Source organism: Cupriavidus sp. 2KB_3 (assembly GCF_052115685.1).
GTDB lineage: Bacteria > Pseudomonadota > Gammaproteobacteria > Burkholderiales > Burkholderiaceae > Cupriavidus > Cupriavidus campinensis.
Genome location: NZ_JBFRHD010000017.1, coordinates 1 through 26,259, shown reverse-complemented (window position 1 = coordinate 26,259; position 26,259 = coordinate 1). Strand labels below are relative to the sequence as shown.

At 67.9% G+C, this 26,259-nt stretch carries 26 protein-coding genes; 10 read left to right on the top strand and 16 right to left on the bottom strand.

All coding sequences use genetic code 11. The features are described from left to right. Nucleotides 1-3 precede the first annotated feature (3 nt). From AB4120_RS18525 to AB4120_RS18500, 6 genes are all read left to right on the top strand, one after another. Nucleotides 4-1,311 carry a UbiH/UbiF family hydroxylase gene (locus AB4120_RS18525; protein WP_441642682.1) on the top strand — a complete coding sequence of 436 codons (1,308 nt, stop codon included), beginning with the start codon at nucleotides 4-6 and terminating at the stop codon, nucleotides 1,309-1,311. Nucleotides 1,312-1,369: 58 nt separating this feature from the next. Beyond that, nucleotides 1,370-2,128 carry a DsbC family protein gene (locus tag AB4120_RS18520; protein ID WP_149137318.1) on the top strand — a complete coding sequence of 253 codons (759 nt, stop codon included), beginning with the start codon at nucleotides 1,370-1,372 and terminating at the stop codon, nucleotides 2,126-2,128. A gap of 121 nt (nucleotides 2,129-2,249) precedes the next feature. After that, the gene (gene acuI, locus AB4120_RS18515) at nucleotides 2,250-3,251 is read left to right on the top strand and encodes an acrylyl-CoA reductase (NADPH) (RefSeq protein ID WP_149137319.1); all 1,002 of its coding nucleotides are present in this window, start codon (nucleotides 2,250-2,252) and stop codon (nucleotides 3,249-3,251) included. A 76-nt stretch (nucleotides 3,252-3,327) separates the two neighbouring features. Further along, nucleotides 3,328-5,178, top strand: coding sequence for a M61 family metallopeptidase (locus AB4120_RS18510; RefSeq protein WP_149137320.1), 1,851 nt, complete (start codon nucleotides 3,328-3,330; stop codon nucleotides 5,176-5,178). A 111-nt stretch (nucleotides 5,179-5,289) separates the two neighbouring features. Next, nucleotides 5,290-7,647: an FUSC family protein gene (locus AB4120_RS18505; protein ID WP_149137321.1), complete on the top strand. Its 2,358-nt coding sequence runs from the start codon at nucleotides 5,290-5,292 to the stop codon at nucleotides 7,645-7,647. Nucleotides 7,648-7,671: 24 nt separating this feature from the next. Then, on the top strand, nucleotides 7,672-7,962 hold the full coding sequence (locus AB4120_RS18500) for an acylphosphatase (protein WP_441642681.1): 291 nt from the start codon (nucleotides 7,672-7,674) through the stop codon (nucleotides 7,960-7,962). Nucleotides 7,963-7,976: 14 nt separating this feature from the next. Here AB4120_RS18500 and AB4120_RS18495 read toward each other — a convergent pair whose 3' ends face one another. The 8 genes from AB4120_RS18495 to rpe form a co-directional block, all read right to left on the bottom strand. Next, nucleotides 7,977-8,747 (bottom strand): uracil-DNA glycosylase, encoded by a 771-nt coding sequence (locus tag AB4120_RS18495; protein ID WP_149137323.1) that lies wholly within the window; start codon nucleotides 8,745-8,747, stop codon nucleotides 7,977-7,979. A gap of 25 nt (nucleotides 8,748-8,772) precedes the next feature. Beyond that, the gene (locus AB4120_RS18490; RefSeq protein ID WP_149137324.1) at nucleotides 8,773-9,417 is read right to left on the bottom strand and encodes a CYTH domain-containing protein; all 645 of its coding nucleotides are present in this window, start codon (nucleotides 9,415-9,417) and stop codon (nucleotides 8,773-8,775) included. 28 nt (nucleotides 9,418-9,445) lie between these two features. After that, entirely contained in the window at nucleotides 9,446-10,249 is an 804-nt protein-coding gene (gene trpC, locus AB4120_RS18485) for an indole-3-glycerol phosphate synthase TrpC (protein ID WP_149137325.1), read from the bottom strand. A gap of 6 nt (nucleotides 10,250-10,255) precedes the next feature. Then, nucleotides 10,256-11,284: an anthranilate phosphoribosyltransferase gene (gene trpD / locus AB4120_RS18480; RefSeq protein WP_149137326.1), complete on the bottom strand. Its 1,029-nt coding sequence runs from the start codon at nucleotides 11,282-11,284 to the stop codon at nucleotides 10,256-10,258. Nucleotides 11,285-11,340: 56 nt separating this feature from the next. After that, nucleotides 11,341-11,910, bottom strand: coding sequence for an aminodeoxychorismate/anthranilate synthase component II (locus AB4120_RS18475; RefSeq protein ID WP_149137327.1), 570 nt, complete (start codon nucleotides 11,908-11,910; stop codon nucleotides 11,341-11,343). A 23-nt stretch (nucleotides 11,911-11,933) separates the two neighbouring features. Beyond that, a complete protein-coding gene (gene trpE / locus AB4120_RS18470) occupies nucleotides 11,934-13,472 on the bottom strand; it encodes an anthranilate synthase component I (RefSeq protein WP_149137328.1) in 1,539 nt (512 codons plus the stop codon). A 462-nt stretch (nucleotides 13,473-13,934) separates the two neighbouring features. Further along, complete coding sequence (gene gph, locus AB4120_RS18465) at nucleotides 13,935-14,681, bottom strand: phosphoglycolate phosphatase (protein ID WP_441642680.1); 747 nt, start codon at nucleotides 14,679-14,681, stop codon at nucleotides 13,935-13,937. Nucleotides 14,682-14,698: 17 nt separating this feature from the next. Beyond that, entirely contained in the window at nucleotides 14,699-15,400 is a 702-nt protein-coding gene (rpe, locus tag AB4120_RS18460) for a ribulose-phosphate 3-epimerase (protein ID WP_144200577.1), read from the bottom strand. Between the two features lie 260 nt (nucleotides 15,401-15,660). Between rpe and apaG the strand changes: the two genes are divergently transcribed. Continuing rightward, nucleotides 15,661-16,035 carry a Co2+/Mg2+ efflux protein ApaG gene (gene apaG / locus AB4120_RS18455; protein ID WP_092299026.1) on the top strand — a complete coding sequence of 125 codons (375 nt, stop codon included), beginning with the start codon at nucleotides 15,661-15,663 and terminating at the stop codon, nucleotides 16,033-16,035. Between the two features lie 18 nt (nucleotides 16,036-16,053). On the opposite strand, the gene AB4120_RS18450 is transcribed toward apaG, so the two are convergent. Then, the gene (locus AB4120_RS18450) at nucleotides 16,054-16,251 is read right to left on the bottom strand and encodes a hypothetical protein (protein ID WP_144200532.1); all 198 of its coding nucleotides are present in this window, start codon (nucleotides 16,249-16,251) and stop codon (nucleotides 16,054-16,056) included. Nucleotides 16,252-16,430: 179 nt separating this feature from the next. Between AB4120_RS18450 and mltA the strand changes: the two genes are divergently transcribed. Beyond that, a complete protein-coding gene (gene mltA, locus AB4120_RS18445) occupies nucleotides 16,431-17,525 on the top strand; it encodes a murein transglycosylase A (protein WP_262389534.1) in 1,095 nt (364 codons plus the stop codon). A 22-nt stretch (nucleotides 17,526-17,547) separates the two neighbouring features. Here mltA and paaK read toward each other — a convergent pair whose 3' ends face one another. The 3 genes from paaK to paaG all read right to left on the bottom strand — a co-directional run bounded on the left by paaK (nucleotide 17,548) and on the right by paaG (nucleotide 20,169). Continuing rightward, nucleotides 17,548-18,852 (bottom strand): phenylacetate--CoA ligase PaaK, encoded by a 1,305-nt coding sequence (paaK, locus tag AB4120_RS18440; protein ID WP_441642679.1) that lies wholly within the window; start codon nucleotides 18,850-18,852, stop codon nucleotides 17,548-17,550. Next, the gene (gene paaI / locus AB4120_RS18435; protein WP_144200538.1) at nucleotides 18,849-19,283 is read right to left on the bottom strand and encodes a hydroxyphenylacetyl-CoA thioesterase PaaI; all 435 of its coding nucleotides are present in this window, start codon (nucleotides 19,281-19,283) and stop codon (nucleotides 18,849-18,851) included. Before paaI ends, paaK begins: the two co-directional genes overlap by 4 nt. A 61-nt stretch (nucleotides 19,284-19,344) precedes the next feature. Further along, entirely contained in the window at nucleotides 19,345-20,169 is an 825-nt protein-coding gene (gene paaG / locus AB4120_RS18430) for a 2-(1,2-epoxy-1,2-dihydrophenyl)acetyl-CoA isomerase PaaG (RefSeq protein ID WP_187645116.1), read from the bottom strand. 308 nt (nucleotides 20,170-20,477) lie between these two features. Here paaG and AB4120_RS18425 point away from each other — a divergent pair, with 308 nt between their 5' ends. Beyond that, a complete protein-coding gene (locus AB4120_RS18425) occupies nucleotides 20,478-20,702 on the top strand; it encodes a hypothetical protein (RefSeq protein ID WP_255370941.1) in 225 nt (74 codons plus the stop codon). Nucleotides 20,703-20,721: 19 nt separating this feature from the next. On the opposite strand, the gene AB4120_RS18420 is transcribed toward AB4120_RS18425, so the two are convergent. The 4 genes from AB4120_RS18420 to AB4120_RS18405 are packed head-to-tail and all read right to left on the bottom strand — an operon-like array spanning nucleotide 20,722 to nucleotide 24,910. Further along, a complete protein-coding gene (locus AB4120_RS18420; protein ID WP_149137334.1) occupies nucleotides 20,722-21,798 on the bottom strand; it encodes a hypothetical protein in 1,077 nt (358 codons plus the stop codon). Beyond that, nucleotides 21,785-23,020 carry an LssY C-terminal domain-containing protein gene (locus AB4120_RS18415; RefSeq protein WP_149137335.1) on the bottom strand — a complete coding sequence of 412 codons (1,236 nt, stop codon included), beginning with the start codon at nucleotides 23,018-23,020 and terminating at the stop codon, nucleotides 21,785-21,787. Before AB4120_RS18415 ends, AB4120_RS18420 begins: the two co-directional genes overlap by 14 nt. Continuing rightward, the gene (locus tag AB4120_RS18410; RefSeq protein ID WP_149137336.1) at nucleotides 23,017-24,327 is read right to left on the bottom strand and encodes an LssY C-terminal domain-containing protein; all 1,311 of its coding nucleotides are present in this window, start codon (nucleotides 24,325-24,327) and stop codon (nucleotides 23,017-23,019) included. The genes AB4120_RS18415 and AB4120_RS18410 overlap by 4 nt, the downstream gene beginning before the upstream one ends. Before the next feature lie 22 nt (nucleotides 24,328-24,349). Beyond that, nucleotides 24,350-24,910 (bottom strand): YSC84-related protein, encoded by a 561-nt coding sequence (locus AB4120_RS18405; RefSeq protein WP_149137337.1) that lies wholly within the window; start codon nucleotides 24,908-24,910, stop codon nucleotides 24,350-24,352. 250 nt (nucleotides 24,911-25,160) lie between these two features. Between AB4120_RS18405 and AB4120_RS18400 the strand changes: the two genes are divergently transcribed. Next, nucleotides 25,161-25,937, top strand: a complete 777-nt coding sequence (locus AB4120_RS18400) for an enoyl-CoA hydratase (RefSeq protein ID WP_149137338.1) — start codon at nucleotides 25,161-25,163, stop codon at nucleotides 25,935-25,937. Nucleotides 25,938-26,259 lie beyond the last annotated feature (322 nt).

Here is a 26,259-nt window from a genome sequence, read left to right as displayed (position 1 = left end):
GGCATGACCGGACCAGCCGCACCGGCGCGTCGCGCCGCCTCCCACTCCATGTCCTCGACTCCATCCTCCCGCTTTCAGATTGCCGTCGTCGGCGGCGGCATCGTCGGCAAGGCCTGCGCGCTGCTGCTGGCCCAGCAGGGCATGCAGGTGGCCCTCGTCGCCCCGCGCCCCGTGGGCGAGACCGCGCGCAGTGGGGAAGACGACTGGGACAGCCGCATCTACGCGTTCTCGGCCAGCTCGCAGCAATTGCTGGAGCGGCTGCGCGTCTGGGAGGCGCTCGACCCCACCCGCGTGCAGCCCGTGCGCGACATGCGCGTCTTCGGCGACGTCAGCGCCGCCGAGGCCAGCCCCACGCCGCACGGCGACCTCCATTTCTCGGCCTATGCCGCCGCCGTGCCGCAACTGGCGTGGATCATCGAGTCGAGCCATGTGGAGCGCGTGCTGGACACCGCGCTGCGCTTCCAGCACCAGGTGCAATGGTTCGACGAAGCCGCCGATGGATTCGAGCGCGACCTCGACGGCGTGACCCTGACCCTCGCCAGCGGCGCCCGCGTGCGCGCCAACTGCGTGGTCGGTGCCGACGGCGCGCGCTCCTGGGTGCGCCAGCAATGCCATATCGGCACCAGCCAGCGGCGCTACCGCCAGCTTGGCGTGGTGGCGAATTTCGCCTGCGAATTGCCGCACCAGGAAACCGCGTGGCAATGGTTCCTGGGCGCGCCCGAGAAGCTCATGGCCGACGAGGAGCTCGCCAATGGCGAGATCGTCGCCATGCTGCCGCTGCCCGGCAACCGCGTGTCGATGGTCTGGTCCGCCGATGAAGCCCATGCGCAGGACCTCGTCGCGTTATCCCCCGAGGCCCTCGCCGCCACCGTGGCCCAGGTGGCCAACGGCGCGGTCGGCGCGCGGTTTGGCGCGCTGCGCTGCCTGACGCCGGCCAAGGGCTTCCCGCTGGTGCTGCAGCGTGCCGAGCAGTTCGTCCAGCCGCACGTGGCGCTGGTTGGCGATGCCGCGCATGTGGTCCATCCGCTGGCTGGGCAGGGGATGAATCTTGGTTTACGCGATGTGACGGAACTTGGGCGCGTGATGGCCGACAAAGAACCGTTCCGCTCGGAAGGCGACCTGCGCCTGTTACGCCGCTACGAGCGTGCACGTGCCGCGGACCTGCTCTCCCTGACGGCCGCCACCGATGGCCTGCACCGGCTGTTTTCGCTGCCGGGCACGCCCGCGCGGCTGATACGCAACGCCGGCATGCGCGCCGTGGGCGGCCAGGGGCTGCTCAAGCGCTTCCTGATCGGCCGCGCGCTGGGCTGAGACGGCCAACCACTATTTAAAGAATCTGCCGACAAGGCACCCGAACCCTGGAGTCACCATGTTGCAACTGTTCCGTCGCCGTTCCGCCCGTATGGGCGCCATCGCTGCCCTGGCCGGCGGCCTGGCCCTCGGCGGCTACGCCCTGCACGCGCTGGCCGCGGACGAGCCGGGCACGGACCGCATCAAGGCGTCCATCCAGAAGATGCTGGGCGGCCGCGCCGAGGTGAAGAGCGTGACCAAGGCGCCAGTGCCGGGCCTGTATGAAGTCAATGTGGCCGGCCAGATCGTCTACACCGACGCCACCGGGCGCTACATCATCAATGGCGAGGTCATCGACACCAAGACCAACACCAACCTGACCGAAGAGCGCCTGGCCGAACTGAACAAGATCAAGTGGTCCGACCTGCCGCTGGCGCGCGCCATCAAATGGACGAAGGGCGATGGCAGCCGCACCGTGGCGGTGTTCTCGGACCCGAACTGCGGCTACTGCAAGAAGATCGAGCAGACCTTCCAGCAGATGGACAACATCACGGTCTACACCTTCCTCTACCCGGTGCTGTCGCCCGACTCGACCACCAAGGCCAAGCAGGTCTGGTGTGCAACAGACCGTACCAAGGTGTGGCGCGACTGGATGCTGAACCACGTGGCCATCACCGGCAACGGCAGCTGCAAGACGCCGGTGGACGAGAACCTGGCGCTGGGCCAGAGCCTGAACATCTCGGGCACGCCGGCGGTGTTCTTCACCGACGGCACGCGCATCCCGGGTGCGGCGGACATCGCCACGCTGGAGCGCAAGCTCGCCAGTCTCAAGAAGTAACGCGCGGCGCCGGACCCTCCCGGCTGTCTGAAGCGGCCGGCACTGTCCGGCCGTTTTGCTTTCCGGCGCCTGCGCTGCGTTACCAAATTCCCTGAAAAATCAAAGAGATCGAGGAGACACCATGACGTTCCAGGCTTTGCTGCTGACCCAGGCCGATGGCAAGACGGCCGCCGCCGTCACCCAACTCGATGAATCCGCGCTGCCGGTGGACGGCAACGTGCTGGTGGCCGTCGACTATTCGACCATCAATTTCAAGGACGGGCTGGCGATCACGGGCCGCGCGCCGGTGGTGCGCAAGTGGCCGATGGTGGCGGGGATCGACGGGGCCGGCACGGTGCTCGATTCGCGCGACCCGCGCTGGCGCACCGGCGACCGCGTGGTGCTGAACGGCTTCGGCGTGGGCGAGACGCACTGGGGCTGTCTGGCGCAGCGCGCGCGGCTGCAGGGCGACTGGCTGGTGCGGCTGCCCGATGCGTTCACGTCGCGGCAGGCCATGGCGATCGGCACGGCCGGCTATACGGCCATGCTGTCGGTGCTGGCGCTGGAGCGCGGCGGCGCGCTTGGGCCTGTGAAGCCTGGCGATGGCGAGGTGCTGGTCACGGGCGCCTCGGGCGGCGTGGGCTCGGTGGCCATCGCCATCCTGTCGAAGCTTGGCTATCGCGTGGTGGCGTCCACCGGCAAGACCGCGGAGGCGGATTTCCTGCGCGCGCTGGGCGCCGCCGATGTGATCGACCGTGCCGAACTGGGCGCGCCGGGCAAGCCGCTCCAGAAGGAGCGCTGGGCGGGCGTGGTGGATTCGGTGGGCTCGCACACGCTGGTCAACGCCTGCGCCCAGGTGCGCTACGGCGGCGTGGTCACGGCGTGCGGGCTGGCGCAAGGCATGGATTTTCCGGCCTCGGTGGCACCGTTCATCCTGCGCGGCGTGACGCTGGCCGGCATCGACAGCGTGATGGCGCCGATGTCGCTGCGCGAAACCGCGTGGAAGCGGCTGGCGCAGGATCTGGCCCCGGACCGGCTCCAGGCCATCACGCGCGAGATCCGGCTGGGCGAGGCCATCGACGCCGCCAGCCAGATCATGGCGGGCGGCATGCGCGGGCGCGTGGTGGTCGATGTGAACGCCTGAGGCAGGGTCCGAGGGAACCCCCACAAGACAAGTCCACGTTCGAAGGGTGACGGGGCGTGGCGCTACAATCGCAACCATGACGCCGATCCGCTACGCCATCGCCCCGCTTCAGCCCGAAGCCCATCTGTTCGCCGTGACCGTGACGGTGGACGCCCCCGACCCCGCCGGCCAGGTGTTCACGCTGCCCGCGTGGATTCCGGGCAGCTACATGATCCGCGACTTCGCGCGCAATATCGTCCGTATCCGGGCCGATGCGGGCGGGGTGGCGGTGCCGCTGACCAAGCTCGACAAGCAAACCTGGCAGGCTGCGCCACTTGCCGCCGATGCCGCCGATGCCGCCGATACCACCGATGGCGGGCCGCTGGTCCTGCAATACGAGGTCTACGCCTGGGACCTGTCGGTGCGCAGCGCGCACCTGGACACCACCCACGGCTTCTTCAACGGCAGCTCCGTGTTCCTGCGCGTGGTGGGGCAGGACGACCACCCGTGCACCGTCGATCTGCACGCGCCCACCGGCGAGGCGTATGCCGACTGGCGCGTCGCCACCGCGCTGCCCGAGGCGCGCGGCCCCGGCGGCGCGCGCCGCTACGGCTTCGGGCGCTACCAGGCGGCCAACTACGACGAACTGATCGACCATCCGGTGGAGATGGGCACGTTCGCCATGGCCAGTTTTCGTGCCTGCGGCGCCCAGCACGACGTGGTGTTCACGGGCAAGGTGCCGAACCTCGACCTGCAACGCGTCTGCCGCGACCTGAAGCAGATCTGCGAGGCCCAGATCCGGCTGTTCGAGCCGCGCTCGGCGCGCGCGCCGTTCCTGGACAGCAATCGCCGCTACGTCTTCATGACAATGGTGACCACCGACGGCTACGGCGGCCTTGAGCACCGCGCCAGCACGGCGCTGATGTGCGCGCGCGGCGACCTGCCGGTGCGCGGCAACGCCGAGACCAGCGAGGGCTATCGCACCTTCCTGGGGCTGTGCAGCCACGAGTACTTCCACACCTGGAACGTCAAGCGGATCAAGCCGGCGGCGTTCGTGCCGTACCAGCTCGCGCAGGAAACCTATACGCCGCTGCTGTGGCTGTTCGAAGGATTTACGAGCTACTACGACGATCTGATCCTGGCCCGGACTGGGCTGGTTTCAACCGCGCAGTACATCGAGATGCTGGCCAAGACCTGGAACGGCGTCTTGCGTGGCAACGGCCGCACCAAGCAGAGCGTGGCCGACAGTGCCTTCGATGCCTGGACGAAATACTATCGGCAGGACGAGAACGCCCCGAACGCCATCGTCAGCTACTACACCAAGGGTTCGCTGGTGGGGCTGGCGCTGGACCTGACCATCCGCGAGAAGACCGGCGGGCGCAAGTCGCTCGATGACATCATGCGCGCGCTCTGGCAGCGCTACGGCCGCGACTTCTACGCGCCGGGCGCCACCCAGCGCGGCGTGACGGAGGCCGAGGTCCATGCACTGTTCGATCAGGTGACCGGGCTGCGGCTCGGCCCGCTGCTGCGGGCGCTGACCGAGGGCACGGGCGAGATCAACCTGCCGCCGCTGTTCCGCGCGTTCGGCATCAAGGCCGAGCGTGTCGACCCCGGCAAGCCGTCCGCCGGCGCGGCGCTGGGCATCAAGACCCGCAACGAGGAAGGCTGGGTACGCGTGAGCCAGGTGCTCGACGGCGGGGCAGGGCAGGCGGCCGGCGTTTCGGCGGGCGACCTGCTCGTGGCGCTGGACGGCCTGCGGCTGGCGCCGGGCCAGCTCGACAAGCAACTGGCGCGCTACCGCCCCGGTGACGCCGTGCAGCTCCACCTGTTCCGGCGCGACGAACTCCAGGTGCTGCCCGTCACCCTGGCGCGCGAGCCGGCCATGCAGTACAAAGTGAACGTGGAGCCCGGCAAGCATGCGGCCCGCACGCGCTGGCTGGGGCAGTAACCGGCCGATGACGGCGCCCGGGTCCTGACACCGGGCGCCAGTCGCCTCCATCCGCGCCAACGTCGCCAACGTCGCCATCGTCCGCCAGCCCCGCCAGCCCCAAGCCGCCCCATGGAATACGCGCACGATCCCCGCACGTTTCTCTTCTCGCACTATATCTACCGTGGCCTGCGCTCGGCCACCGGGGTCATCGGCGCCACGCTGCTGGCCATGCAGGTCATGGACCTGCCCAGCGCCATGGTCGTGTCGATGGGCGCGCTCTGTACCAGCCTGATGGACCTGCCCAGCCCGCTGAACCACAAGTTCAACGAGATGCTGGCCAGCGTGCTGCTGTGCACCGCCGTGACCGCCGTGGTGGCGCTGGCCACGCCGTTCCCGCGCGTGCTGCCGTGGGTGCTGGTGCTGGTGACCTTCCTGGCCGGCATGATGACGGTCTATGGCAACAAGACCATGCCGTTGCAGTTTTCGGCACTGTTCGTCATGACGCTTACCGTGAACGAGGACTTCGTGCTCCAGAAGGCCTTTGTCCACGCCGGGCTGTTCGGCGCCGGCGCGGTGGCCTACATGGCGTATGCGATGGCGGTCAGCTGGGTCATGGAGCGGCGCACGCGCCAGCAGATCCTGGCCGAGTCGCTGTACGAAATGTCTCACTACCTCGAGATCAAGGCAGGTTTCTACGATGCCGGCACCGACTACGAGGCGCAGTTCAACCAGCTGGTGCGCCAGCAGATCGTGGTGGCCGAGCGCCAGCAGGCCGCGCGTGACCTGGTGCTGCGGGGCAACCGCACCAAGCACGATGGCCTGTTGGTGCGCGTGCACCTGCGGATGCTCGATCTCTACGAGTACATCCTCTCCACCAACACCGACTATCCCTTGCTGCGCCAGACCTTCGGCGGCACGCCGGCGCTGGACGCGATACGGCGGCTGGTGCGCGGCATGGGCAAGGATCTCGAGGAAATCGCCTACGACGTCACGCGCGGCAAGCCCTCGTACAGCGCCCATGACTACGGCCCCGACCTGCGCGCCGTGGAGGCGGAAATCGAACAACTACGACATCACCACGTGCCGGCGGCGGCCATGACGGCGCTAGCGGAGACGCTTGAGATGATTCGCGGCGCCATCACGCTGGTCGGCCAGCTGCACGAGGCGTCCCGTACGCCGGTGGAGCCGGCCAAGGTGATGCCGGGATCGGACATGACCCCGTTCCTGACCCGCCAGAAGTACGAGCTGGGCGTGATCCTGGACAACCTGCGCTGGCGCTCGCCGGCGTTCCGCTACGCGCTGCGCATCACGATGGCGGTGGCGGTAGGGCTCTGGCTGGGCGACCGGCTGCCGTATGCGTCGCACAGCTATTGGATTCTTCTCACGATTGTCGTGATCCTGAAGCCGAACTACAGCATGACCAAGCAGCGCTACAACGACCGGCTGATTGGCACGCTGATCGGCTGCCTCATCAGCGTGGTGGTGCTGCGCGTGGTGACGGAGCCGCTGGTGCTGCTGGCGGTGCTGTACGTGGCGCTGGTGGCCAGTTCGGCGTTTTCCACCATCAAGTACCGCTACACGGCTATCGCGGCCTGCGTGCAGGTGCTGATCCAGATCAACCTGTTGATGCCGGGCAGCCAGACCGTGGTGGGCGAGCGGCTGATCGATACGGTGATTGGCGGCGTGATTGCGTCCATCTTCAGCTTTGTGCTGCCGAGCTGGGAGTACCGGGCGATTCCGAAGCTGGTGGAGAACGTGCTCCAGGCGAACCGGCGCTATATCGCCGCCACGCGTGACCTGCTGCTGCGCCGCACCAAGGACGACTTCGCCTATCGCGTGCAGCGCAAGCAGTTCATGGACAACCTGTCGGCGCTGATTGCCTCGTTCCAGCGCATGCTCGACGAGCCGCGCAGCCGGCACCGCGCCGTGGACAACCTGAGCCGCTTCATCAATCAGAATTATCTGGTGGCGGCGCATGTGGCGGCGGCGCGCATCCAGGTGCGCCAGCACTACGACGAACTGGACGTGCCGGCAGCCGAGGCCGCCATCGAGCAGGCCACGGAGGCCGCCACGCGCAGCCTGACGCTGGCCAGCGAGCGGCTGGCGGGCGAGGAGCGGCACGGACCACGCGGCGCCGGCTTTATCCGCACGCCGACGGAAACTGCCGTGGCCGGCGTGGGCCTGCCGCCGCACGAGCCGGCCGCAGGCACCACCGCCGAAGACGAGGAAGCCAGCGAGCGCCGCGCGCGGATCGCCGATTCGGCCGACCGGCGCAAGGCGGACGTGCTGGTCCAGGCCGCCGCGGCCGGCGAGATCGGCGCGGACGAGCGGGACGACCCCGCGCAACCTGCCGAGTCGGGCGCGAGTTCGACCGGACGCGCGGCCAACGCGGTGCTGGAGCGCCGCCTGCGCGCGCTGCGCGAGGACGCCGCCAAGATCGCGCTGCGCACCGGCGCGATTGGCCGGTCGATGGCGGAGAAGGGCTGAGACGATTCCGAAAAGGAGCGACCGATGACATCGACCGCCGAAACCTGGCATCTGACCGCCCATGGCCGCGTGCAGGGCGTGGGCTATCGCGCGGCCTGCGCGGACCGCGCCTCGGCGCTGGGGCTGGTGGGATGGGTGCGCAACCGGACCGATGGCACGGTCGAGCTCATCGCGCGGGGGCCGCGCGACCAGCTTGAGGCGTTGCGGACGTGGATGGCGGCGGGCCCGCCGGCCGCGCAGGTGTCGAAGGTGGAGATGACCCCGGCGGAGGAAGAAGGGCCGTTCAGCGGGTTCCGCTGGCTGCCCACTGCCTGACGATTCGTCAGCCCTCAGTCGGCTTTCAGCCAGTCGATCGGCGCACGGCCATGGCGTTCCAGCCAGTCATTGGCCTGCCGGAAATGCCCGCAACCCAGGAATCCGCGATGCGCGGACAGCGGCGACGGGTGCGGCGCCTCCAGGACGCAATGCGTGTGCGCGGTCTGCCCATCGAGCAGCGCCCGCTTGGCCTGCGCATGGCTGCCCCATAGCAGGAACACGAGATTGGGCTGCGACGCCGCCAGCGCGTGGATCAGGCAGTCGGTCACCGCCTCCCAGCCGCGCTTGGCGTGGCTGGCCGCCTGGCCTTGCTCCACCGTCAGCACGGTGTTCAGCAGCAGCACGCCCTGACGCGCCCAGCCTTCCAGGTTGCCGGAGGCGCGCGTCGGCTCGGCGCCATACTCGGCCCCGATTTCCTTGAAGATATTGCGAAGGCTCGGCGGCACCTTGACGCCCTCGGGCACCGAGAACGCCAGGCCGTGCGCCTGCGGAATTTCCGCGCCGCCGACCACCCCAGTGCCGTGATATGGGTCTTGCCCCAGGATCACGACCTTGACGGCATCGGGCGGCGTCAGGTGCAGCGCATGGAAGACCGCGTGCGGAAATACCGGCTTGCCGGCGGCGCGCTCGCCATCGACAAAGCGCGCCAGTTCGTCCCATGCGGCATGGCCGAGGCACGGCGCGAGCAGGGCGCGCCACGCGGCGGGCAGCGCATCGACCTGGGTTTGCAGCGGGGCGATGGCAGGGAGCTCGGCGGCCGGGGCGGCAAAGAAGTCGGCTTGCATGCGGGAGGACGGAGAGGGGAGAAGGTCAGGAAAGCGAGCCGCCCGTCAGGCGATAGCCGCGCGCGGCCTTGCTCAGATCGGACGGGGTGAGCGGTGCCACATGGGCCAGCCGTGCGGCGAAGGCGCGTAGCGCGGCTTCGGCGAGGGGGCTGTCGTCGCCATCCTCACCGGGCAGCCATTCGAGTTCGAGTTCCTGGATGGTCTCGATCCGGGCCTGCCCGGGCGCCGTAATCGTGCCGGTATCGAGCGCGGCTTCGATGCGCGCGCCGTCCTGCGTGACGATCCACGTGCGGCGGACGAAATCGGTGCGAAATACCGGCGCCAGTTGTTCGGCCAGCGGGGCCAGCACGGCGCGCGCGTCGTCGGGGAAGCGGGACAGCTCGATGGCCTCGCCGGCCACCTCGCACTCCCACTCGTTGCGCGAGGCCAGTCCGCCCTGGCTGCTGCCGGCGGTCTTCAGCGTCTGGAGCCACTGGCTGCCTGTCTGGTTGTCTTTCTGGCGCAGCCGCAGCGCGGCACGCTGGCGGGCCAGGTCGCGCGCGGGCGTGTCCAGGTAGACATTGAGCAGCGTGGTTTCGCCACGCGCCTCGCCGTGGGCATCGAGCCATGCGGCCACGGCCGCCAGCGCGGCGTCTGGCACGGCGAGCTTCAGTTCGATTTCACGCGGCATGGGGGTCGTCCGGGGTTAGGCGAAGGGCTCAGGCAAACAGCCGCGCCAGCTCCGCGCCCGGATCGGGCGCGCGCATGAACGCCTCGCCAACCAGGAAGGCGTTGACGTTGGCGTCGCGCATCCGCTTCACATTGGCCGGGCCGAGGATGCCCGACTCCGTGACCACGAGCCGCTCCGGCGGCATCGACGGCAACAGGTCCAGCGTGTTGTCCAGCGAGACCTCGAAGGTGCGCAGGTTGCGGTTGTTCACGCCCACCAGCGGGGTCTTGAGGCGCAGCGCGTGGTCCAGTTCGTCGGCGCCGTGCACTTCCACGAGCACGTCCATGCCCAGTTCCAGCGCGCAGGCTTCCAGTTCGGCCATCAGGCCCGGGTCCAGCGCGGCCACGATCAGCAGGATGCAGTCGGCGCCCCAGGTGCGGGCTTCGTAGACCTGATACAGGTCGACCATGAAGTCCTTGCGCAGCGCAGGCAGCGGGCAGGCCCCGCGCGCGCGCTTCAGGAAATCGGCATGGCCCTGGAAGAAGTTCACGTCGGTCAGCACGGACAGGCAGGCCGCGCCGTGGCTGGCATAGCTTTCGGCGATGGCCTCGGGCACGAAGTGCTCGCGCAGCACGCCCTTGGACGGCGACGCCTTCTTGACCTCGGCGATCACGCCCGCGTGGCCCGCGGCGATCTTCTCGCGCAGGGCCCGCTCGAAGCCGCGCGGCGCCAGGCCGGGCTCGGTGCGCAGGGCCTCGGCCTCGGCGCGCAGGCTGGGCAGGTCGCGCTTCTTGCGCGCGGCGGCCACTTCGTCGGCCTTCACGGCCAGGATTTTTTGCAGGATGTCGGACATGGCGGATTACTTGAATTGCTGCGTGGCGCGCACGAACTGGTCGAGCTTCTCGCGGGCGGCGCCGCTGGCGATGGCCGCGCGCGCGCGTTCGATGCCATCCTCGATCGAGCCGGCCACATTGGCCGCGTAGAGCGCGGTGCCGGCGTTCAGTGTGACGATTTCGCGTGGCGTACCGGGCACATCGGTCAGCGCTTCGAGCAGCATCTCCTTCGATTCCACGGCATCGGCCACCTTCAGGCCCCGGTTGGAGATCATCGACAGGCCGAAGTCCTCGGGATGAATCTCATACTCGCGCACCTCGCCATCCTTGAGTTCGCCCACCAGCGTGGCGGCGCCGAGCGAAACCTCGTCCATGCCGTCCTTGCCGTACACGACGATGGCGTGCTTGGCGCCCAGGCGCTGCATCACGCGCACCTGGATGCCGACGAGGTCCGGATGGAACACACCCATCAGGATATTGGGGGCGTCGGCCGGATTGGTCAGCGGGCCGAGGATGTTGAAGATGGTGCGCACACCCATTTCCTTGCGGATTGGGGCGACGTTCTTCATGGCCGGGTGGTGCGTCGGCGCGAACATGAAGCCGATGCCGGTCTGCGCGATGCACTGGCCGACCTGCTCCGGCGTGAGCATGATGTTCACGCCCAGCGCCTCCAGCACATCGGCGCTGCCCGACTTGGACGACACGCCCCGGTTGCCATGTTTGGCGATCTTCGCGCCGGCCGCCGCCGCGACGAACATCGACGCCGTGGAGATGTTGAACGTATGCGACCCATCGCCGCCCGTTCCCACGATATCGACGAAATTGTCGCGGTCCGTCACCGGCACCTTGTTGGCGAATTCGCGCATCACCTGCGCCGCCGCCGAGATCTCGCCGATGGTTTCCTTCTTGACGCGCAGCCCGGTCAGGATGGCGGCCGCCATCACGGGCGAGATCTGCGCCTGCATGATCTGCCGCATCAGGTGCAGCATCTCGTCATGGAAGATCTCGCGGTGTTCGATGCAGCGCGTCAGCGCTTCCTGCGGCGTGATGGACATGGCGGATTCTTGAATGTGGTCGGGGGCGGGGGCGAATGTTGCGGGGTCGAGCCGCCTCATCGCGGCACCTTCAGGAAGTTGGCCAGCAGCGCATGGCCGTGTTCGGACAGGATCGATTCCGGGTGGAACTGCACGCCTTCCACGGCCAGCGTCTTGTGGCGCACGCCCATGATCTCGCCGTCCGGCGTCCACGCGGTCACTTCCAGGCAATCGGGCAGGGTCTCCCGCTCGATCGCCAGCGAATGATAGCGCGTGATGTCGAAGTGCCTGGGCAGGCCGGCGAACACGCCTTCCTGGGTGGTTTCGATGGTGCTGACCTTGCCATGCATGACCTGCTTGGCGCGGATCACTTTTCCGCCAAATGCCTCGCCGATGGCCTGGTGGCCCAGGCACACGCCCAGCAGCGGGATCTTGCCGGCGAAGTGTTGCAGCACGGCCACCGAGATGCCGGCTTCCTTCGGGCTGCACGGGCCGGGCGACACGCAGATGTGGTCCGGCTTGAGCGCCTCGATTTCCTCGAGCGTGATCTCGTCGTTGCGGTAGGTCCGCACGTCGGCGCCGAGTTCGCCGAAGTACTGCACCAGGTTGTAGGTAAACGAGTCGTAGTTGTCGATCATCAGCAGCATGGTCGTTTCTCCAGTTCCTGGGGTCAGAGGTCGGCGTCCAGGCCGTCCTGGACTTGCTCGGCGGCGCGGATCACGGCGCGCGCCTTCGCCTCGGTTTCCCTCCATTCGGCCTCGGGGTCCGAGTCCGCGACAATGCCGGCTGCCGCCTGCACGTAGAGATTGCCGTCCTTGATGATGCCGGTGCGGATGGCGATGGCGAGGTCCATCTCGCCGCCGAACGACAGGTAGCCCACCGCGCCGCCATAGATGCCGCGCTTGCGCGGCTCCAGTTCGTCGATGATCTCCATCGCCCGCACCTTGGGCGCGCCGGACAGCGTGCCGGCGGGGAAGGTGGCGCGCAAAACGTCCAGATTGCTCATGCCTTCGCGCAGCGTGCCTTCCACCGAGCTGACGATGTGCTGCACGTGCGAGTACTTCTCGATGACCATCTTGTCGGTCACCTTCACCGTACCGGTCTCGGCAATGCGCCCGATGTCGTTGCGCGCCAGGTCGATCAGCATCACGTGCTCGGCGATCTCCTTCGGATCGTTGAGCAGTTCGGTGGCCAACTGGGCGTCGCGCTCGGGCGTGCTGCCGCGCGGGCGCGTGCCGGCCAGCGGGCGGATCGTCACGATGTGCGCGGTCTCGTTGTCACCGTTGGCGCCATTGGCTTCCGGCCCCTTGCCCATCTTGCGGGTTTCCTGCCGCACCAGGATCTCGGGCGAGGCGCCCACCACCTGAAAATCGCCGAAATTGTAGAAATACATATAGGGCGACGGGTTCAGCGAGCGCAGCGCGCGGTACAGCGACAGCGGCGAGTCGCGGTACGGCTTGACCAGACGCTGGCCGATCTGCACCTGCATCATGTCACCGGCCATGATGTATTCCTTGGCCTTGTGCACGGCGGCGATGTAGTCCGCCTTGGCGAACTCGCGGTAGACCTCGGACTGCACGGACGGGCTGGTCACCGGCACGTCCACCGGCTGGCGCAGCTTCATGCGCAGCTCACGCAGGCGCTGGCGCGCGCGCGGGTAGGCCTCGGGCGTGGTCGGATCGGCGTAGACAATCAGGTAGAGCTTGCCGGACAGGTTGTCGATGACCGCCAGTTCCTCGCACAGCAGCAGCTGGATGTCGGGCAGGTTCAGGTCGTCCGGCTTCTGGGTATCGGCGAGCTTTTTCTCGATATAGCGCACCGCGTCGTAGCCGAAGTAGCCGGCCAGGCCGCCGCAGAAGCGCGGCAGGCCGGGGCGCATGGCCACCTTGAAGCGGCTCTCGAAAGTGGCGATGAAGTCGAGCGGATTGCCTTCGTGGGTCTCGACGACCTTGCCGTCGGTCACCACCTCGGCGCGCTGGCCGTAGGCGCGCAGCAGCGTGCGGGCATGCAGGCCGATGAACGAATAGCGGCCGAAACGCTCGCCGCCCACCACCGATTCCAGCAGGAAGGTGTTCACGCCGCGCGTTTGCGACTGGGCCAGCTTCAGGTAGAGCGAGAGCGGCGTTTCCAGGTCGGCCAGCGCCTCGGCGATGATCGGAATACGGTTGTAGCCCTGGTCGGCCAGCGATTTGAATTCCAGTTCGGTCATGTCGATCCTCTTCTTGCGGCACCCGCGTATCGGATGTGGGGCGCGGCACCGCTTGTGTCGGCAGGGGAGGGCTGGCAACGCTGGCAACCCGCCCCGGGGGCGGACCGTGGTGCGAAAGACTTGCACGAAGGCGCACAAGCGCGCACACGGCCGGGCGTGGCGTGCTGCGCGTTCTTGAGCTAACCGTAGCACATGCGGCTACGGCGCTGGCGGAGGGATCTGGGGATCGGCGCGGAGGCCGGCCTTGGGTGTCGGTAAGACTACTGGGGGCCGGGTCCGGCGGAACCGGGAGCTTGTCGGGGACGGCAGGCTGCTTGAAGCAGCGGGGTCCGGCCCGGCAAGTCCGTCAGGTGACTCGCGAACGCACTTTACGCCTGTTCAGAGGCGCGCCAGCGACGCCAGGGCCAGGCCTGCCGATCACTGCCAGAAAAGATGCGTTTGCGGTTGAGAAACATGGGGTTTTCAGCGTGGTACCCGCTGTGCGCGCTGTGCGGTAACAAGCGCTGCGGCGCGGGCAATGTCGGGGACTATACCATCGGCGTCAACGCCTTGTACAGGGTTCCCATGGTTGTAGCCATATGGCACCAACAGCACACCCATGCCGGCCGCGCGGGCCGCCTGCGCATCGTTTTCGGAGTCGCCAATGGCCAGCACGGCGGCCGGATCGAGGCGGAAGGCCTCGGCCACCTTGAGCAGCGGGAACGGATCGGGCTTGCGCAGCGCGAAGGCGTCGCCGCCATAGACCAGCTCGAAAAACGGCGCCAGGCCGGTCTTGGCCAGCAGCGGTTCGGTGAAATTCCAGGGCTTGTTGGTCACGCAGGCCAGCCGCAACCCGGTTGCCTTCAGCGCCGCCAGCCCCTCGCGCACATTGGGGTAGAGCGCCGAGAACTGGCCGTTGATGCGCACGTATTCGCGGTCATAGAGCGCGTAGGCCTCGGCAAACAGGCCGTTGGCGTGCAGCGGCGCGAAACGGGCGTCCAGCACCCGGCGGATCAGGTTTTCCGATCCCTTGCCGACGAAGCTGACGATCTCCTGGGTGGACATCGGCGCCACCGGCCCCAGGTGCGGATGCAGGTGCGCCAGCGCCAGCAGCATTGCGTTGACGGAGGCGTGGAAGTCGCCCGCCGTATCCACCATGGTGCCGTCCAGATCGACGATCACCGCCTCGATGCCGCTCCAGTCCGTGCGGCGCAGGATTTCAAGACCCATCTGTCCGGCCCGTCCGCTCAACGGCCAGCCGTGGCCAGCGCGTCGCGCAGCTGGCCGAGGATGCCGCGGTAGCCGCCATCGGCGTCGGGCTTGCTGAACACGGCGGAGCCGGCCACGAAGGTGTCCGCGCCGGCCGCGGCGATCTCGGCGATGTTGTCCACCTTCACGCCGCCGTCCACTTCCAGCAGGATCTGGCGGCCAGTGCGGGCCGTGTAGGCGTCGATGCGGGCGCGCACGGCGCGCAGCTTGTTCAGCGTCTCGGGAATGAACGACTGGCCGCCGAAGCCCGGGTTGACGGACATCAGCAGGATCACGTCCAGGCGGTCCATCACGTGGTCCAGGTGGTGCAGCGGCGTGGCCGGGTTGAACACCAGGCCGGCCTGGCAGCCGTGGTCGCGGATCAGGGCCAGCGAGCGGTCGATGTGATCGCTCGCCTCCGGGTGGAAGGTGATGATATTGGCGCCTGCCTTGGCGAAGTCCGGGATGATGCGGTCTACCGGGCGCACCATCAGGTGCACGTCGATCGGGGCGGTCACGTGCGGGCGGATGGCCTCGCAGACCAGCGGGCCCACGGTCAGGTTCGGCACGTAGTGGTTGTCCATCACGTCGAAATGGATCCAGTCGGCGCCGGCTTCGGTGACGCGGCGCACTTCCTCGCCCAGGCGGGCGAAGTCGGCGGACAGGATGGACGGGGCGATGCGGTAGGTGGGCGTGCTCATGGTGTGGGGCGGTGCGGGCGGGGCGGGTGGCCCGGCCGGCATCCGGATCGTCGGCATGGGAATGGCGCGTATTTTACGCCGGACCGGGCCCGCGGCGCCGGGCCGGCCCCGAATCCCGCCCAACCTCGCCCAAAATCCGCCCGCTTGCCCCTGCCGGGGCCTTGCCGCACAATGCGGACACCCGACCGTGGCGCCCGGCGCCGCCGGCCGCCCTGACCATCCATCCGATCCGTCGATCCCGGTCGACGCATGAGCCAGCAATGAGCGAGTACGCTTTTTCCGTGGCGGTACGCACCCAGTACCTGCCCGACCAGTCGGACCCCGATCGCGGACGCTTCGCGTTCGCGTACACCATCACCATCCACAACACCGGCGAAGTGGCCGCGCAGCTGATTTCGCGCCACTGGACCATCACGGACAGCGACAACGCCGCGCAGGAAGTGGCCGGCCTCGGCGTGGTGGGCCATCAGCCGCTGCTCAAGCCGGGCGAGCACTTCGAATACACGAGCTGGGCGACGATTTCCACCCCGGTGGGGTCGATGAAGGGCCTGTACTTCTGCGTGGCCGAGGACGGCCATCGCTTCGAGGTGCCGATTCCCGAGTTCGCGCTGGTGCTGCCGCGCATGCTCCATTAAGGGAGCCGGGACGGGAACTCAGGCGGCGGGCGGCGGGTCTGCGTCCTTCGGTGCCTCGGCGGTCCGGGACGGATGATCCTGGGGCGCGCGGCTCGGGCGCGGATGCTTGCGCGCCGTGCCCATGGTCCACACCACGATGAAGATCAGCAGCAACAGCGCCACGCCGGCTTCGGCCGCGAGCAGCAGGGTGGGATGGTCTTCGAAGAACTGGCTCATCGGGATCAGGGTCGGGATCGAGGCGTGGATCGGTCAGACAGGTACGAGATTGTAGGACATGCGTGCCGCCGCGCAGCGCGCGCACGGTGCTAACAACGAAGACGATGGCATATCAGGAATTCTTTGGGGCGGTATCTCCGTGCAATCGGCCGGCAACGGGCGGGAAATCGGCGGCATCCATGGCCGGATGGCGCACGTGGCTGGCGCTGGCCGGGGCGGCCGTGCTGCTGGCCGGCTGCATGAGCGGCCCGCCGCCGCGCGTGGAAGGCCCGGGCGGCACGCCCGGCACTCCGGCGCCGCCGGCTTCAGCCAATGCCGGCCGGCTGCAACCGGCCAGCTGGGCCGAGATCGGCGGCTGGAGCCAGGACGACGTGCGCGCTGCCTGGCCCGCGCTGCAGGCCAGCTGCCAGGCGCTGAAGAAGCGCGCCGACTGGAACCGCGTCTGCGCGGTCGGTCTGATGGTGGATGCCGGTGACCTCTCCGCCATGCGCGAGTACTTCGAGACCCATTTCCAGCCCTTCCGCGTGATCAATGGCGACGGCACCGATAGCGGCCTGATCACCGGCTATTACGAGCCGATCCTGCACGGATCGCGCACGCGCCAGGGCGCCTTCCAGATTCCGCTGTACCGCCGTCCGCCGCAACTGGGCAAGGGCGCGCTGCCGGCCCGGGCCGAGCTGCTGCGCAACCCGGCGCTGCGCGGCAACGAAGTGGTCTGGGTGGATGACGCCGTGGAAGCCGCCTTCCTCCAGATTCAGGGCTCGGGCCGCATCCGGCTGCCCGATGGCTCGGTGATGCGCGTCGGCTTCGGCGGCACCAATGACCAGCCGTTCCGGTCCTTCGGCAAATGGCTGCTCGACCGGGGCGAGATCACGTCCGCGCAGGCCACCATGCAGGGCATCAAGGCGTGGGCGCGCGCCAATCCGGCCCGCGTGGAGGAGATGCTCAACGTGAATCCGCGCTACGTCTTCTTCCGCGAACTGCCGCCGAACAACGACGGCCCGGTCGGCGCGCTGGGCGTGCCGCTGACCGCCGAGCGGTCGATTGCGGTCGATCCGGCCACGATTCCGCTGGGCGTGCCGGTGTTCCTCTCGACCACGCGGCCGCTCTCGACTGAACCGATCCAGCGCCTGATGTTCGCGCAGGACACCGGCTCGGCCATCAAGGGCGGCGTGCGGGCCGACTTCTTCTGGGGCGCCGGCGACGCCGCCGGCGAGACGGCCGGCCGCATGAAGCAGGGCGGCCGGATGTGGGTGCTGATGCCGCGCAGCTAAGCGGCAGCCCTCAACTTCGGGGCTAGCGCGGCCGCTGATCCACGATGCGCCGCGCCTTGCCCACCGACCGCTCCACGCCGCCTTCGGGCAGGATCTCGATGGCGGCCGTGACCCCGATATACGCCTTGATGTCGTGGACCAACCCCGAGCGGGCCTGCTGCGCCCCCTCCGGCTCGGCGCCGTGGGCGCACTCCACACGCACCGTCAGCGTATCCATCGGCCCTTCCTTGCCGAGCACGCACTGGTAGTGCGGCGCCAGTTCGGCGTGCTTCAGGATCAATTCCTCGATCTGCGACGGAAACACGTTCACGCCGCGCACGATCATCATGTCGTCGGTGCGGCCGGTGATCTTCTCCATCCGGCGGAACGCGGCGCGGGCCGTGCCCGGCAGCAGCCGGGTGAGGTCGCGCGTGCGGTAGCGGACCACCGGCATCGCCTCCTTGGTCAGCGAGGTGAAGACCAGTTCGCCGAACTCGCCATCGGGTAGCACTTCGCCGGTTTCCGGGTCGATGATCTCGGGGTAGAAGTGGTCTTCCCAGATCGTCGGGCCGTCCTTGGTCTCGGCGCATTCGTTGGCCACGCCGGGGCCCATCACCTCGGACAATCCGTAGATATCGACCGCCGAGATGCCCATGCGGCGTTCGATGGCCAGGCGCATCTCGGGCGTCCACGGCTCGGCGCCGAAGATGCCGATGCGCAGCGACGTGCTGGCCGGGTCGATGCCCTGCCGCTCGAATTCATCGGCAATCGCCAGCATGTAGCTGGGCGTGACCATGATGATTTCGGGCTTGAAGTCCTGGATCAGCTGCACCTGGCGCTCGGTCTGGCCGCCGCCGAACGGGATCGCCGTCAGCCCGGCCTTTTCCACCCCGTAGTGCGCGCCCAGCCCACCGGTGAACAGGCCGTAGCCGTAGCTGACGTGCACCTTGTCCCCGCGCCGCGCACCCGAGGAGCGGATCGAGCGCGCCATGACCGTGGCCCAGGTGTCGATGTCGCGCAGCGTGTAGCCGACCACCGTGGGCTTGCCCGTGGTGCCGGAGGACGCGTGGATGCGCGCGATCTGGTCCTGCGGCACGGCGAACATGCCGAACGGGTAGTGATCGCGCAGGTCCTGCTTGGTGGTGAACGGAAAGCGCGCCAGGTCCGACAGTGACTGGATCTGGTCCGGATGCACGCCGGCGGCGTCGAACTTGCGCCGATAGACCGGCGAATGGTCGTACGCATGGCGCAGGGACCATTTCAGGCGATCGAGCTGCAAGGCCTGGAGCTCTTGCCGGCTGGCGGTCTCGATGGGCTCCAGCGGCAGGTCGGTAAGGCGCGTGCTCATGTTGGCTCCACCACGTGGCCCTTGATCTGGGCGGACTTGCCCCGGAACATCGCCACCGGCTCGCCGGCCTGGTTGGTCACGCGGATGTCGTAGACGCCGTGGCGGCCGGACAGGACCTGCTCCTGGGCCTCGGCCGTCAGCACGTCGCCGCCGTGCACCGGGCGCAGGAACTCGATCGAACAGCCGGCGGCCACGGTGTTGATGTTGTGGCTGTTGCAGGCGAACGCGAAGCTGGAATCGGCGAGCGTGAACATCAGCCCGCCATGGCAGATGCCGTGGCCGTTGAGGAATTCGGGCCGTACCGGCATCGAGAGCCGGGCGTAGCCGGGGCGCACGGCTTCCACGACGATGCCGAGCCAGCGGCTGCACGCATCGGCCTCATACATGGCGGCGGCGGCCGCTTCGGCCAGGGCCTGGGGGTCTTGGGGCAAGCGGGTCTCCTCGGGCTGTCTATATATATAGGGGGCGATGTTGGGCAGGTCGGGCGGAGGGCTATCGGCCGGTGAAGTGCGGGGCGCGCTTCTCCAGGAATGCGTTCACACCTTCCGTGTAGTCGTGCGACTGGCCGAGATCGCGCTGGAGGTCGCGTTCTAGGTCCAGCTGGGTGTCGAGCGTGTTGGTGGCGCTGGCATACATCGCCTGCTTGATCGCCGCCAGCGCGCGCGTGGGCTGGGCGGCGAGGTGCGAGGCCAGCGCCATCGCCTGTTCGGCCAGTAGCGGGTCGTCCATGACTTCCCAGACCAGGCCCCATTTCTCGGCCTCGTCGGCGCTGAGGCGGTCGCCGGTCATCGCCAGCCCCATCGCGCGGCCCATGCCGAGCCGCTTGGGCAGCAGCCAGGTACCGCCGGAGTCCGGCACCAGGCCGATCTTCACGAAGGCCTGGATAAAGCAGGCCGAGCGGGCGGCCAGCACCATGTCGCAGGCCAGCGCGAGGTTGGCGCCGGCGCCGGCCGCCGTGCCATTGACGGCCGCCACCACGGGCAGCGGCAGCGCCTGGAGGCGGCGCACGAGCGGGTTGAACCAGGTATCGATCAGTTCGCCGAGGTCGGTACTGTGGCCGGGCGTGAAATCGAGATCGGCAAGATCCTGGCCGGCACAGAAACCGCGGCCGGCACCGGTCAGCAGCAGGGCACGGGCGCGGCCGGCTTCCACGTGGTCGAGCGCGGCGACCAGCGCCTCGTGCATCTGGCGGGTGAAGCTGTTGAGCTTGTCGGGGCGGTTCAGCGTGACCACGGCCACGTCGCCGTGCCAGCGCAGCAGGATCGGGCCGGCGTCGAGCGTCGCCCGGGCCGCGGCCGACGATGAGGATGGGGGCATGGTTGTCTCCTGCGCCATATTGTTCTCCGGGTCGGTGAGTGGATCTGACGCCACGATGCGCGCCCGGCCATTGTAGACAGCCATCGCGCGCAATTAAATAAACCGACCAGTCGGTCGGCAAATAATAGTAGGCCTGCGGATCGGGCGCAAGATGGGGTTACGCGCAGCCGTCTGGATGGGGCCGACGGCCATCCTCCTCGCAGATTTGACAATTCTTGCCCTTCGACTACGGTTAGCGCGTGAGCTAGCGCTTTCATCACCTCTGCGAGGCCCGTATGCGCAAATGGAATCCATGGCTGGCCGTCCTGATGGCGGCGCTGGTATTACCCGTGGTACCCGCCACGGCCTCGGCCACCGAACAGGCTCAGCAACGCCGCGAAGGGCGCGACGTGCGCCAGGACACCCGCCAGGGTTCGCGGGAGACGAAGCAGGACTGCCGCGCCAACGACCAGAAGAGCAATCCGCAGTGCCGGCAGGACAAGCGCCAGACCAAGCAGCAGGGCCGGGAGACCGCGCGCGACATCAAGTATTGATGGGCGCGGAGGTTTGCACCTAGCGCGCCGGTTTCGCCAGTTCCTCGTCGATATAGCGCAGCAGCGCCTCGGACAGCGCCTCGCGCGGGTAGGCGTTCTGCGTGACGAACAGCGCGGCCACGGTGGTGCGCGTGCGCGCGATCGGCACCGCGAGTGCCCAATGATCCGCATTGACGTAGGCCAGTAGCGTGCTGCCCGGAATCACCTGATCGTAGAACAGCATCTGGCTGTCGTTGCGGGGATCGATCTGCGCCAGCTTGTCATGGCTCGACGTCAGGATTGACGAAATGCGCCCCGGCTCCGGAAATGTGACCAGCGAGTAATAGCGCGGCCCCGCCGGCAGCGGGTGCGCCGCCAGCCACGCTTTGCGGATGGCCGGCCGCAGGCTCATCACGCCGCCGCCGTCGCCGGGCTGGCAGGTGGAGCCGGGGAAGTGCTGGAGCAGGTCTGCCTGATATTGCTCGGCATCGTTGGCGAGCGGCGAGCCGCCCACCGCGCCCGCCGCGCTGACCACCGCCGCCACGCGGCCAAGAATCTCCGGGTAGTTGACCAGGGCTTCGAGGATGTCTGGCGCGCCCTTCGAATAGCCGATCAGTACGAGTCGCGGCCCTGCGGGGTCGAGCGGCGTGGCCATGACCGCATCGCGGATCTGCCGTGCGTTATGGGTGGAGCTGGACAGCGCATCGACCGACAGCATCCCCCCGTCATAGCCGAACTGGCGCAGGTGCTTGCCCACCGCATCGGGCGGACTCAGCCACGGCGCGAAGCAATTGAAGCCGATGCCGGGCACGACCATCGCCATCAGTGGCCGGTGCGCGGGGCCGAGATCGGCCGGCTTGCCGGTGCCGGGCGGCTCCGTGCCCACCCGCGTCAGGGCTTCCTCGCAGGGGCGGTAGTCGGGCACGGTCTGCTGGCGGGTCTGGAGGATCGCGCAGAAGATCTCGCGGAAGCGCGCCCGCCCATCGCCCACGCCGGCGGCAGCGGCCGGCAGCAGGACCAGCGGCGGGGTCTCGGTGGAGTAGGGCACCAGCGGCTTCGCGGCGCATCCCGCCAAGAAGGCCAACGCCAGCATCCAGGCCAGGCTACTCGCGCGCATGGGCATCCCCTTCGACGATTGGCTCCCAGTCCAGGATGTCGATGTCCGACAGGCTTAGCGGGCGGAGGACGAAGAACATCACCGCCCGCCGCCCGTCGGTATGGTAGTGGGCACCGCTGAAGGTGGCCTGCTCCTGTGCCCGCGCCACCGGCGTGGGGCCCCGGACGAACGCCAGCTTCTCCAGTCCCTCCGAATACATGCAGTCCTGGACCATCAGGTTGCGCGCCTCATCGACATCCCCGTGCAGCAGCGCGGCGCCCTGGCTTCCATTGGCCGCCGCGAAGCGCCCGCCCACCGGGCGGCCAACCTGTAGCAGGTACACCGGCCGTCCCTGATAGCTGATGGGCGCCAGCCAGACGCGGATCCACGTGGCCGGCGCCCCGGCCTGCGCCTGCTTGCGCAGCACCGCGTCCGGAATCCGGCCAAATACGCGCTGCGCGTTGTCGAAGTCCTGCTGGTTGCGCCGGTAGTTGCGGCGGATCATGGCCGCGCTGAAATCCGCCACATCGCCGACGACGATGCCGTTCAGCGGCTCCCCCACGCCCTGCCCGGCGGCGTCCGTCGCACAGCAGGGCAGGCGCTCCAGCGTGGCGTGCAGGCTGTCGAGATCGGCATGGTCGGTCACGGCGGCGGGTGGATAGGCGAACAGCTTGCGCGAGAAGTCCGGGTGGGTGGCATCGTCCGGCACGCTCAGGAACAGCGTGAAGGCGATCAGGGTTTGATCGCCGAGCAGGTCGACGTTGAGCAGCTTGGTGCCGCGCGACGGATTGGTGAACACCACGCCCGAGCGGGTGGCGCCGGCCGGGATCGGATTGCGGAAGCCCTGCCGGTTGAACCACTCGTCCAGGCGCGCGTTGGTCTTGCGGTCGAACCAGCTGTGCACGGACCACGCCACTTCGAGTGGCGAGAAGTAGTCGGGATCGGTGCCGGTGCGCAGCAGGGTCATCGACCGCGCGGAGGCGTTCTCCACCTCGATCCACACGGGCTGGACCCCGGTGCCCTGGATGTCGATGCCGAACATCCGGTCAGTGTCCGCCCGGCTCAGCACGGCGGCGCGCAGGGTGACGCCCTGTTTGGATGTGGTCTCCGCGCGGGTGCGCAGCGCGGTCACCGCATCGCCGGTCGGCGGCTGCCAGGTGGAGCAGCCGGCCAGCAGGCAGGCGATGAACGTCATCGGGAAGAAGACGATCTGCCAGCGCAGGGAGAGCGTCGGCAGCGTCATCGTCCGATCCCCGGGGTGGTCTGGCGCAGGGCATCGTGGTTCTGCCAGCGGAAGAACTGGATGCTGTCCAGCGACACCGGGCGGCGGTCGAACACCATCACCAGGCGGTCCCCATCGGTGTAGTACGGGTCCGTGGTCAGGTTCTGGCGCGGCTGCTCGGGCGGGGCGGCGCCAACGCCCGAGGCGTATCCGATCATCACCAGGCTTTGCGAATAGGCCATGTCCTCGGCCAGCGCGGTGCGGGCTTCATCGACATCGGGGTCGATCTTGTGCGTGGTCAGCGTGGGCGAGTGGATGGTCAGGCGGCTGCCGATGTCGCGGCTGATCTGGCCGACCCAGACCGGCTTGCCGCGATAGCGCAGGGGGCTGAGCCAGAGCCGCAGGTGGTTGCGCTGGTGGATGGTGTCGCGCGCCTTTTGCAGCGCGAGGTCCTGCGGGCGGCCGAACAGGTACAGATCGCTCACGGGGGCATTGAGGTAGCGTTCGCCTGAGAGCGCCGATGAGACAACTCGCATGATGGCGCCCGACCATTTGGTTTCCGTCGGCCGCCAGCCGCGGCGCACGAGGGCCGGAAAGGCATCGTCCAGCCCGCCCACGATCACCAGGTTGAGCGGATCGGCATGCTTGCGGCCGCCCTCGTTTGTGGCGCAGCAGGGCATGGCCTCCAGCGCCGCGCGGAAGGCGTCGTCATCGTCGTAGTCGCGGATCTGGTCGGGCGGATAGACGTCGCGCCGGAACACGGCGCTCGTCTGGTAATCGCCGCGAAAGCCCGGCACGACGGTGAAGATCGAGAAGGCGTGGGCGTGGTCCTTGGCCACCAGGTCCAGCTGGATCAGCTTGACGCCTTCCTCGAGGTTGGTCAGCACCATGCCCGAACGGGTTTGGCCGGGGAGTACGGGGTTGCGGAAGGCCAGTCGGCCGAACCGCTCGGCGGATTCGCGCCGCGCTTCGCGGGAGGCATCGGCAGCAAAGATATCGGCGGCTTCTGAGCTGGGGAAGAAGCTGGGGTCCAGTCCTACGTACATGAGCCAGATCGGGCGATCTGTCTCATTGCCGATCTCCACCCATACGGGCTGCATGCCCCGCTTCGCCAGTGGTACGCCGTAGAGCGATTCGCTTTCGGTCGCGGAGAGGACCGAGACCGACACGTTGACGCCGCCATCCGAACGTGACCGCACGCGGTCCTGGTAGCCGGCGCCGGGGTCGGGTTCGGGCGGCGGGCCGGCGCAGCCGGTCACGAGCGCGGTCACGCCGACGGTTGCCGCCACCCAGGCGGCCAGTCTGGCCCGCGAATGCCCGGGCGACATGGCGACACACGCGCAGGCCGACTCAGTTCAGGTCTTCGTCCTTGTAGTACTTGGTGCCCTTGGCCGTCAGCTCGACCGCCAGCCCGCTGTCCGTGATCTGGTAGACCCAGATCCCCGGCGCGACGGCTACCGCGCCCTGGAAGGCGCTACCGCTGTCACCGGTTTTCGCTGCGGCGGTGGCTTGCCCGCCGAGTGTCCAGCCGGAGTTGATGAATTCGTTCAGCGCCTTGTCGTTCTCGAAAACCCAGACCATCTGGAATTTCTTGACGCCGAAGCCCAGCCCAGCCTGCAGTTCGACCATCTTCATATAGACCATGGCCTTGGTCTTGTTGTTGACGGCGACGCCTTCCCCCTTGCCGCTCCCGGCCAGCAGGATCTTCATGCCGAAGTTGCTGAACGCAGCGTAGCCGGCGGCAGACTCCACTTGCTTGCGGGCAGACGGCTGCGCCTTGTAGAGCGCATTCAGCGCATTTTGGGCAGCCTTGCGGACCTCGGCCTGCTCTTCCGCCTTGTTCGCGCCAAAGGCGAGGCCGGGGAAGGCGATCAGGGGAATTAACGAGAATGTTGCCGTGCGACGATTCATGATGGCTCCCTTCTCCGCTTCGATAGGGTCGAAACCGGATGCTGGCAAAGCATTGGGGATGCCGCTCGGCGCAATAGGAGGTGCGGCGCTTTTTGTAAGAGTTACCGCAAAATCGTGGGTTCAGATTAGGCGACGGCATGGCGGCGCGCAAGCGCCGCACCGGTCTTCCCGCTTGACCACCACGCCGCCGGCGCGCCAGTATCGTGCGCTGGCAGCAGACCCATCCATTTATATAGAGAGAGGAGCAGACATGTCGTACGAGAACATCCTGGTGGAAACGCGCGGGCGCGTTGGCCTGGTCACGCTGAACCGTCCCAAGGCGCTCAACGCCCTGAACGACGCGCTGATGGACGAACTTGGCGCCGCACTGATCGCCTTCGACCAGGACGAGGCCATCGGCTGCATCGTCATTACCGGCAGCGAGCGCGCGTTCGCGGCGGGCGCCGATATCGGCATGATGGCGAAATATTCGTTCATCGACGTCTACAAGGGCGACTACATCACACGAAACTGGGAAACCATCCGGCGCATCCGCAAGCCCGTGATTGCCGCGGTGGCCGGTTACGCGCTGGGTGGCGGCTGCGAGCTGGCCATGATGTGCGACATCATCCTCGCGGCGGATAGCGCGAAGTTCGGCCAGCCCGAGGTCAAGCTCGGCACCATGCCAGGTGCCGGCGGTACCCAGCGCCTGCCGCGCGCGGTCTCCAAGGCCAAGGCGATGGACCTGTGCCTGACCGCCCGCATGATGGACGCGGCGGAAGCGGAACGTGCCGGGCTGGTGTCGCGCGTGGTGCCCGCTGACAAACTGCTCGAGGAAGCCTTCGCTGCGGCGGACGCCATTGCGAGCTATTCGCTGCCCGTGGTCATGATGATCAAGGAATCTGTGAACGCCGCCTATGAGACGACGCTCAACGAGGGGGTCCACTTCGAGCGTCGGCTGTTCCACGCCACCTTCGCCACGGCAGACCAAAAGGAAGGCATGGCCGCGTTTGTGGAGAAACGGGCACCTGATTTCAAGCATCGCTGAGCATCGATTAGGGAATACCCGAGGGGAGTTGAGGGGTATTATCCCGCCGCGAAAATATTCTGCGGGATGGAATTTCCTTATCGATCAAGGGTTTGTCTGGATAATGCGCGCTTGTTACGCACGGTGGCATGACAAGCGTGTTGCAAAGCCTTGGAAACGGGCCTACTATTCGTCCCCTCGCAACACAAACCGCGCTGCAAACGCAGCAGCGACAAGGGTTGCGGGGTTGATGGGTGGTCGGGCTGAGCAGTTTCGCAGCGCTGACCGCAGCGAAAAAAACTTCGCTGACCTGTTGACGAAACGCAGATAGTTCTTCATAATC

Coding starts and splice junctions, on each gene's coding strand:
- AB4120_RS18525 (WP_441642682.1), top strand. CDS start 4: ATGACCGGACCAGCCGCACCGGCGCGTCGCGCCGCCTCCCACTCCATG.
- AB4120_RS18520 (WP_149137318.1), top strand. CDS start 1,370: ATGTTGCAACTGTTCCGTCGCCGTTCCGCCCGTATGGGCGCCATCGCT.
- acuI (WP_149137319.1), top strand. CDS start 2,250: ATGACGTTCCAGGCTTTGCTGCTGACCCAGGCCGATGGCAAGACGGCC.
- AB4120_RS18510 (WP_149137320.1), top strand. CDS start 3,328: ATGACGCCGATCCGCTACGCCATCGCCCCGCTTCAGCCCGAAGCCCAT.
- AB4120_RS18505 (WP_149137321.1), top strand. CDS start 5,290: ATGGAATACGCGCACGATCCCCGCACGTTTCTCTTCTCGCACTATATC.
- AB4120_RS18500 (WP_441642681.1), top strand. CDS start 7,672: ATGACATCGACCGCCGAAACCTGGCATCTGACCGCCCATGGCCGCGTG.
- AB4120_RS18495 (WP_149137323.1), bottom strand. CDS start 8,747: ATGCAAGCCGACTTCTTTGCCGCCCCGGCCGCCGAGCTCCCTGCCATC.
- AB4120_RS18490 (WP_149137324.1), bottom strand. CDS start 9,417: ATGCCGCGTGAAATCGAACTGAAGCTCGCCGTGCCAGACGCCGCGCTG.
- trpC (WP_149137325.1), bottom strand. CDS start 10,249: ATGTCCGACATCCTGCAAAAAATCCTGGCCGTGAAGGCCGACGAAGTG.
- trpD (WP_149137326.1), bottom strand. CDS start 11,284: ATGTCCATCACGCCGCAGGAAGCGCTGACGCGCTGCATCGAACACCGC.
- AB4120_RS18475 (WP_149137327.1), bottom strand. CDS start 11,910: ATGCTGCTGATGATCGACAACTACGACTCGTTTACCTACAACCTGGTG.
- trpE (WP_149137328.1), bottom strand. CDS start 13,472: ATGACCGAACTGGAATTCAAATCGCTGGCCGACCAGGGCTACAACCGT.
- gph (WP_441642680.1), bottom strand. CDS start 14,681: ATGGGTCTTGAAATCCTGCGCCGCACGGACTGGAGCGGCATCGAGGCG.
- rpe (WP_144200577.1), bottom strand. CDS start 15,400: ATGAGCACGCCCACCTACCGCATCGCCCCGTCCATCCTGTCCGCCGAC.
- apaG (WP_092299026.1), top strand. CDS start 15,661: ATGAGCGAGTACGCTTTTTCCGTGGCGGTACGCACCCAGTACCTGCCC.
- AB4120_RS18450 (WP_144200532.1), bottom strand. CDS start 16,251: ATGAGCCAGTTCTTCGAAGACCATCCCACCCTGCTGCTCGCGGCCGAA.
- mltA (WP_262389534.1), top strand. CDS start 16,431: ATGGCCGGATGGCGCACGTGGCTGGCGCTGGCCGGGGCGGCCGTGCTG.
- paaK (WP_441642679.1), bottom strand. CDS start 18,852: ATGAGCACGCGCCTTACCGACCTGCCGCTGGAGCCCATCGAGACCGCC.
- paaG (WP_187645116.1), bottom strand. CDS start 20,169: ATGCCCCCATCCTCATCGTCGGCCGCGGCCCGGGCGACGCTCGACGCC.
- AB4120_RS18425 (WP_255370941.1), top strand. CDS start 20,478: ATGGCGGCGCTGGTATTACCCGTGGTACCCGCCACGGCCTCGGCCACC.
- AB4120_RS18420 (WP_149137334.1), bottom strand. CDS start 21,798: ATGCGCGCGAGTAGCCTGGCCTGGATGCTGGCGTTGGCCTTCTTGGCG.
- AB4120_RS18415 (WP_149137335.1), bottom strand. CDS start 23,020: ATGACGCTGCCGACGCTCTCCCTGCGCTGGCAGATCGTCTTCTTCCCG.
- AB4120_RS18410 (WP_149137336.1), bottom strand. CDS start 24,327: ATGTCGCCCGGGCATTCGCGGGCCAGACTGGCCGCCTGGGTGGCGGCA.
- AB4120_RS18405 (WP_149137337.1), bottom strand. CDS start 24,910: ATGAATCGTCGCACGGCAACATTCTCGTTAATTCCCCTGATCGCCTTC.
- AB4120_RS18400 (WP_149137338.1), top strand. CDS start 25,161: ATGTCGTACGAGAACATCCTGGTGGAAACGCGCGGGCGCGTTGGCCTG.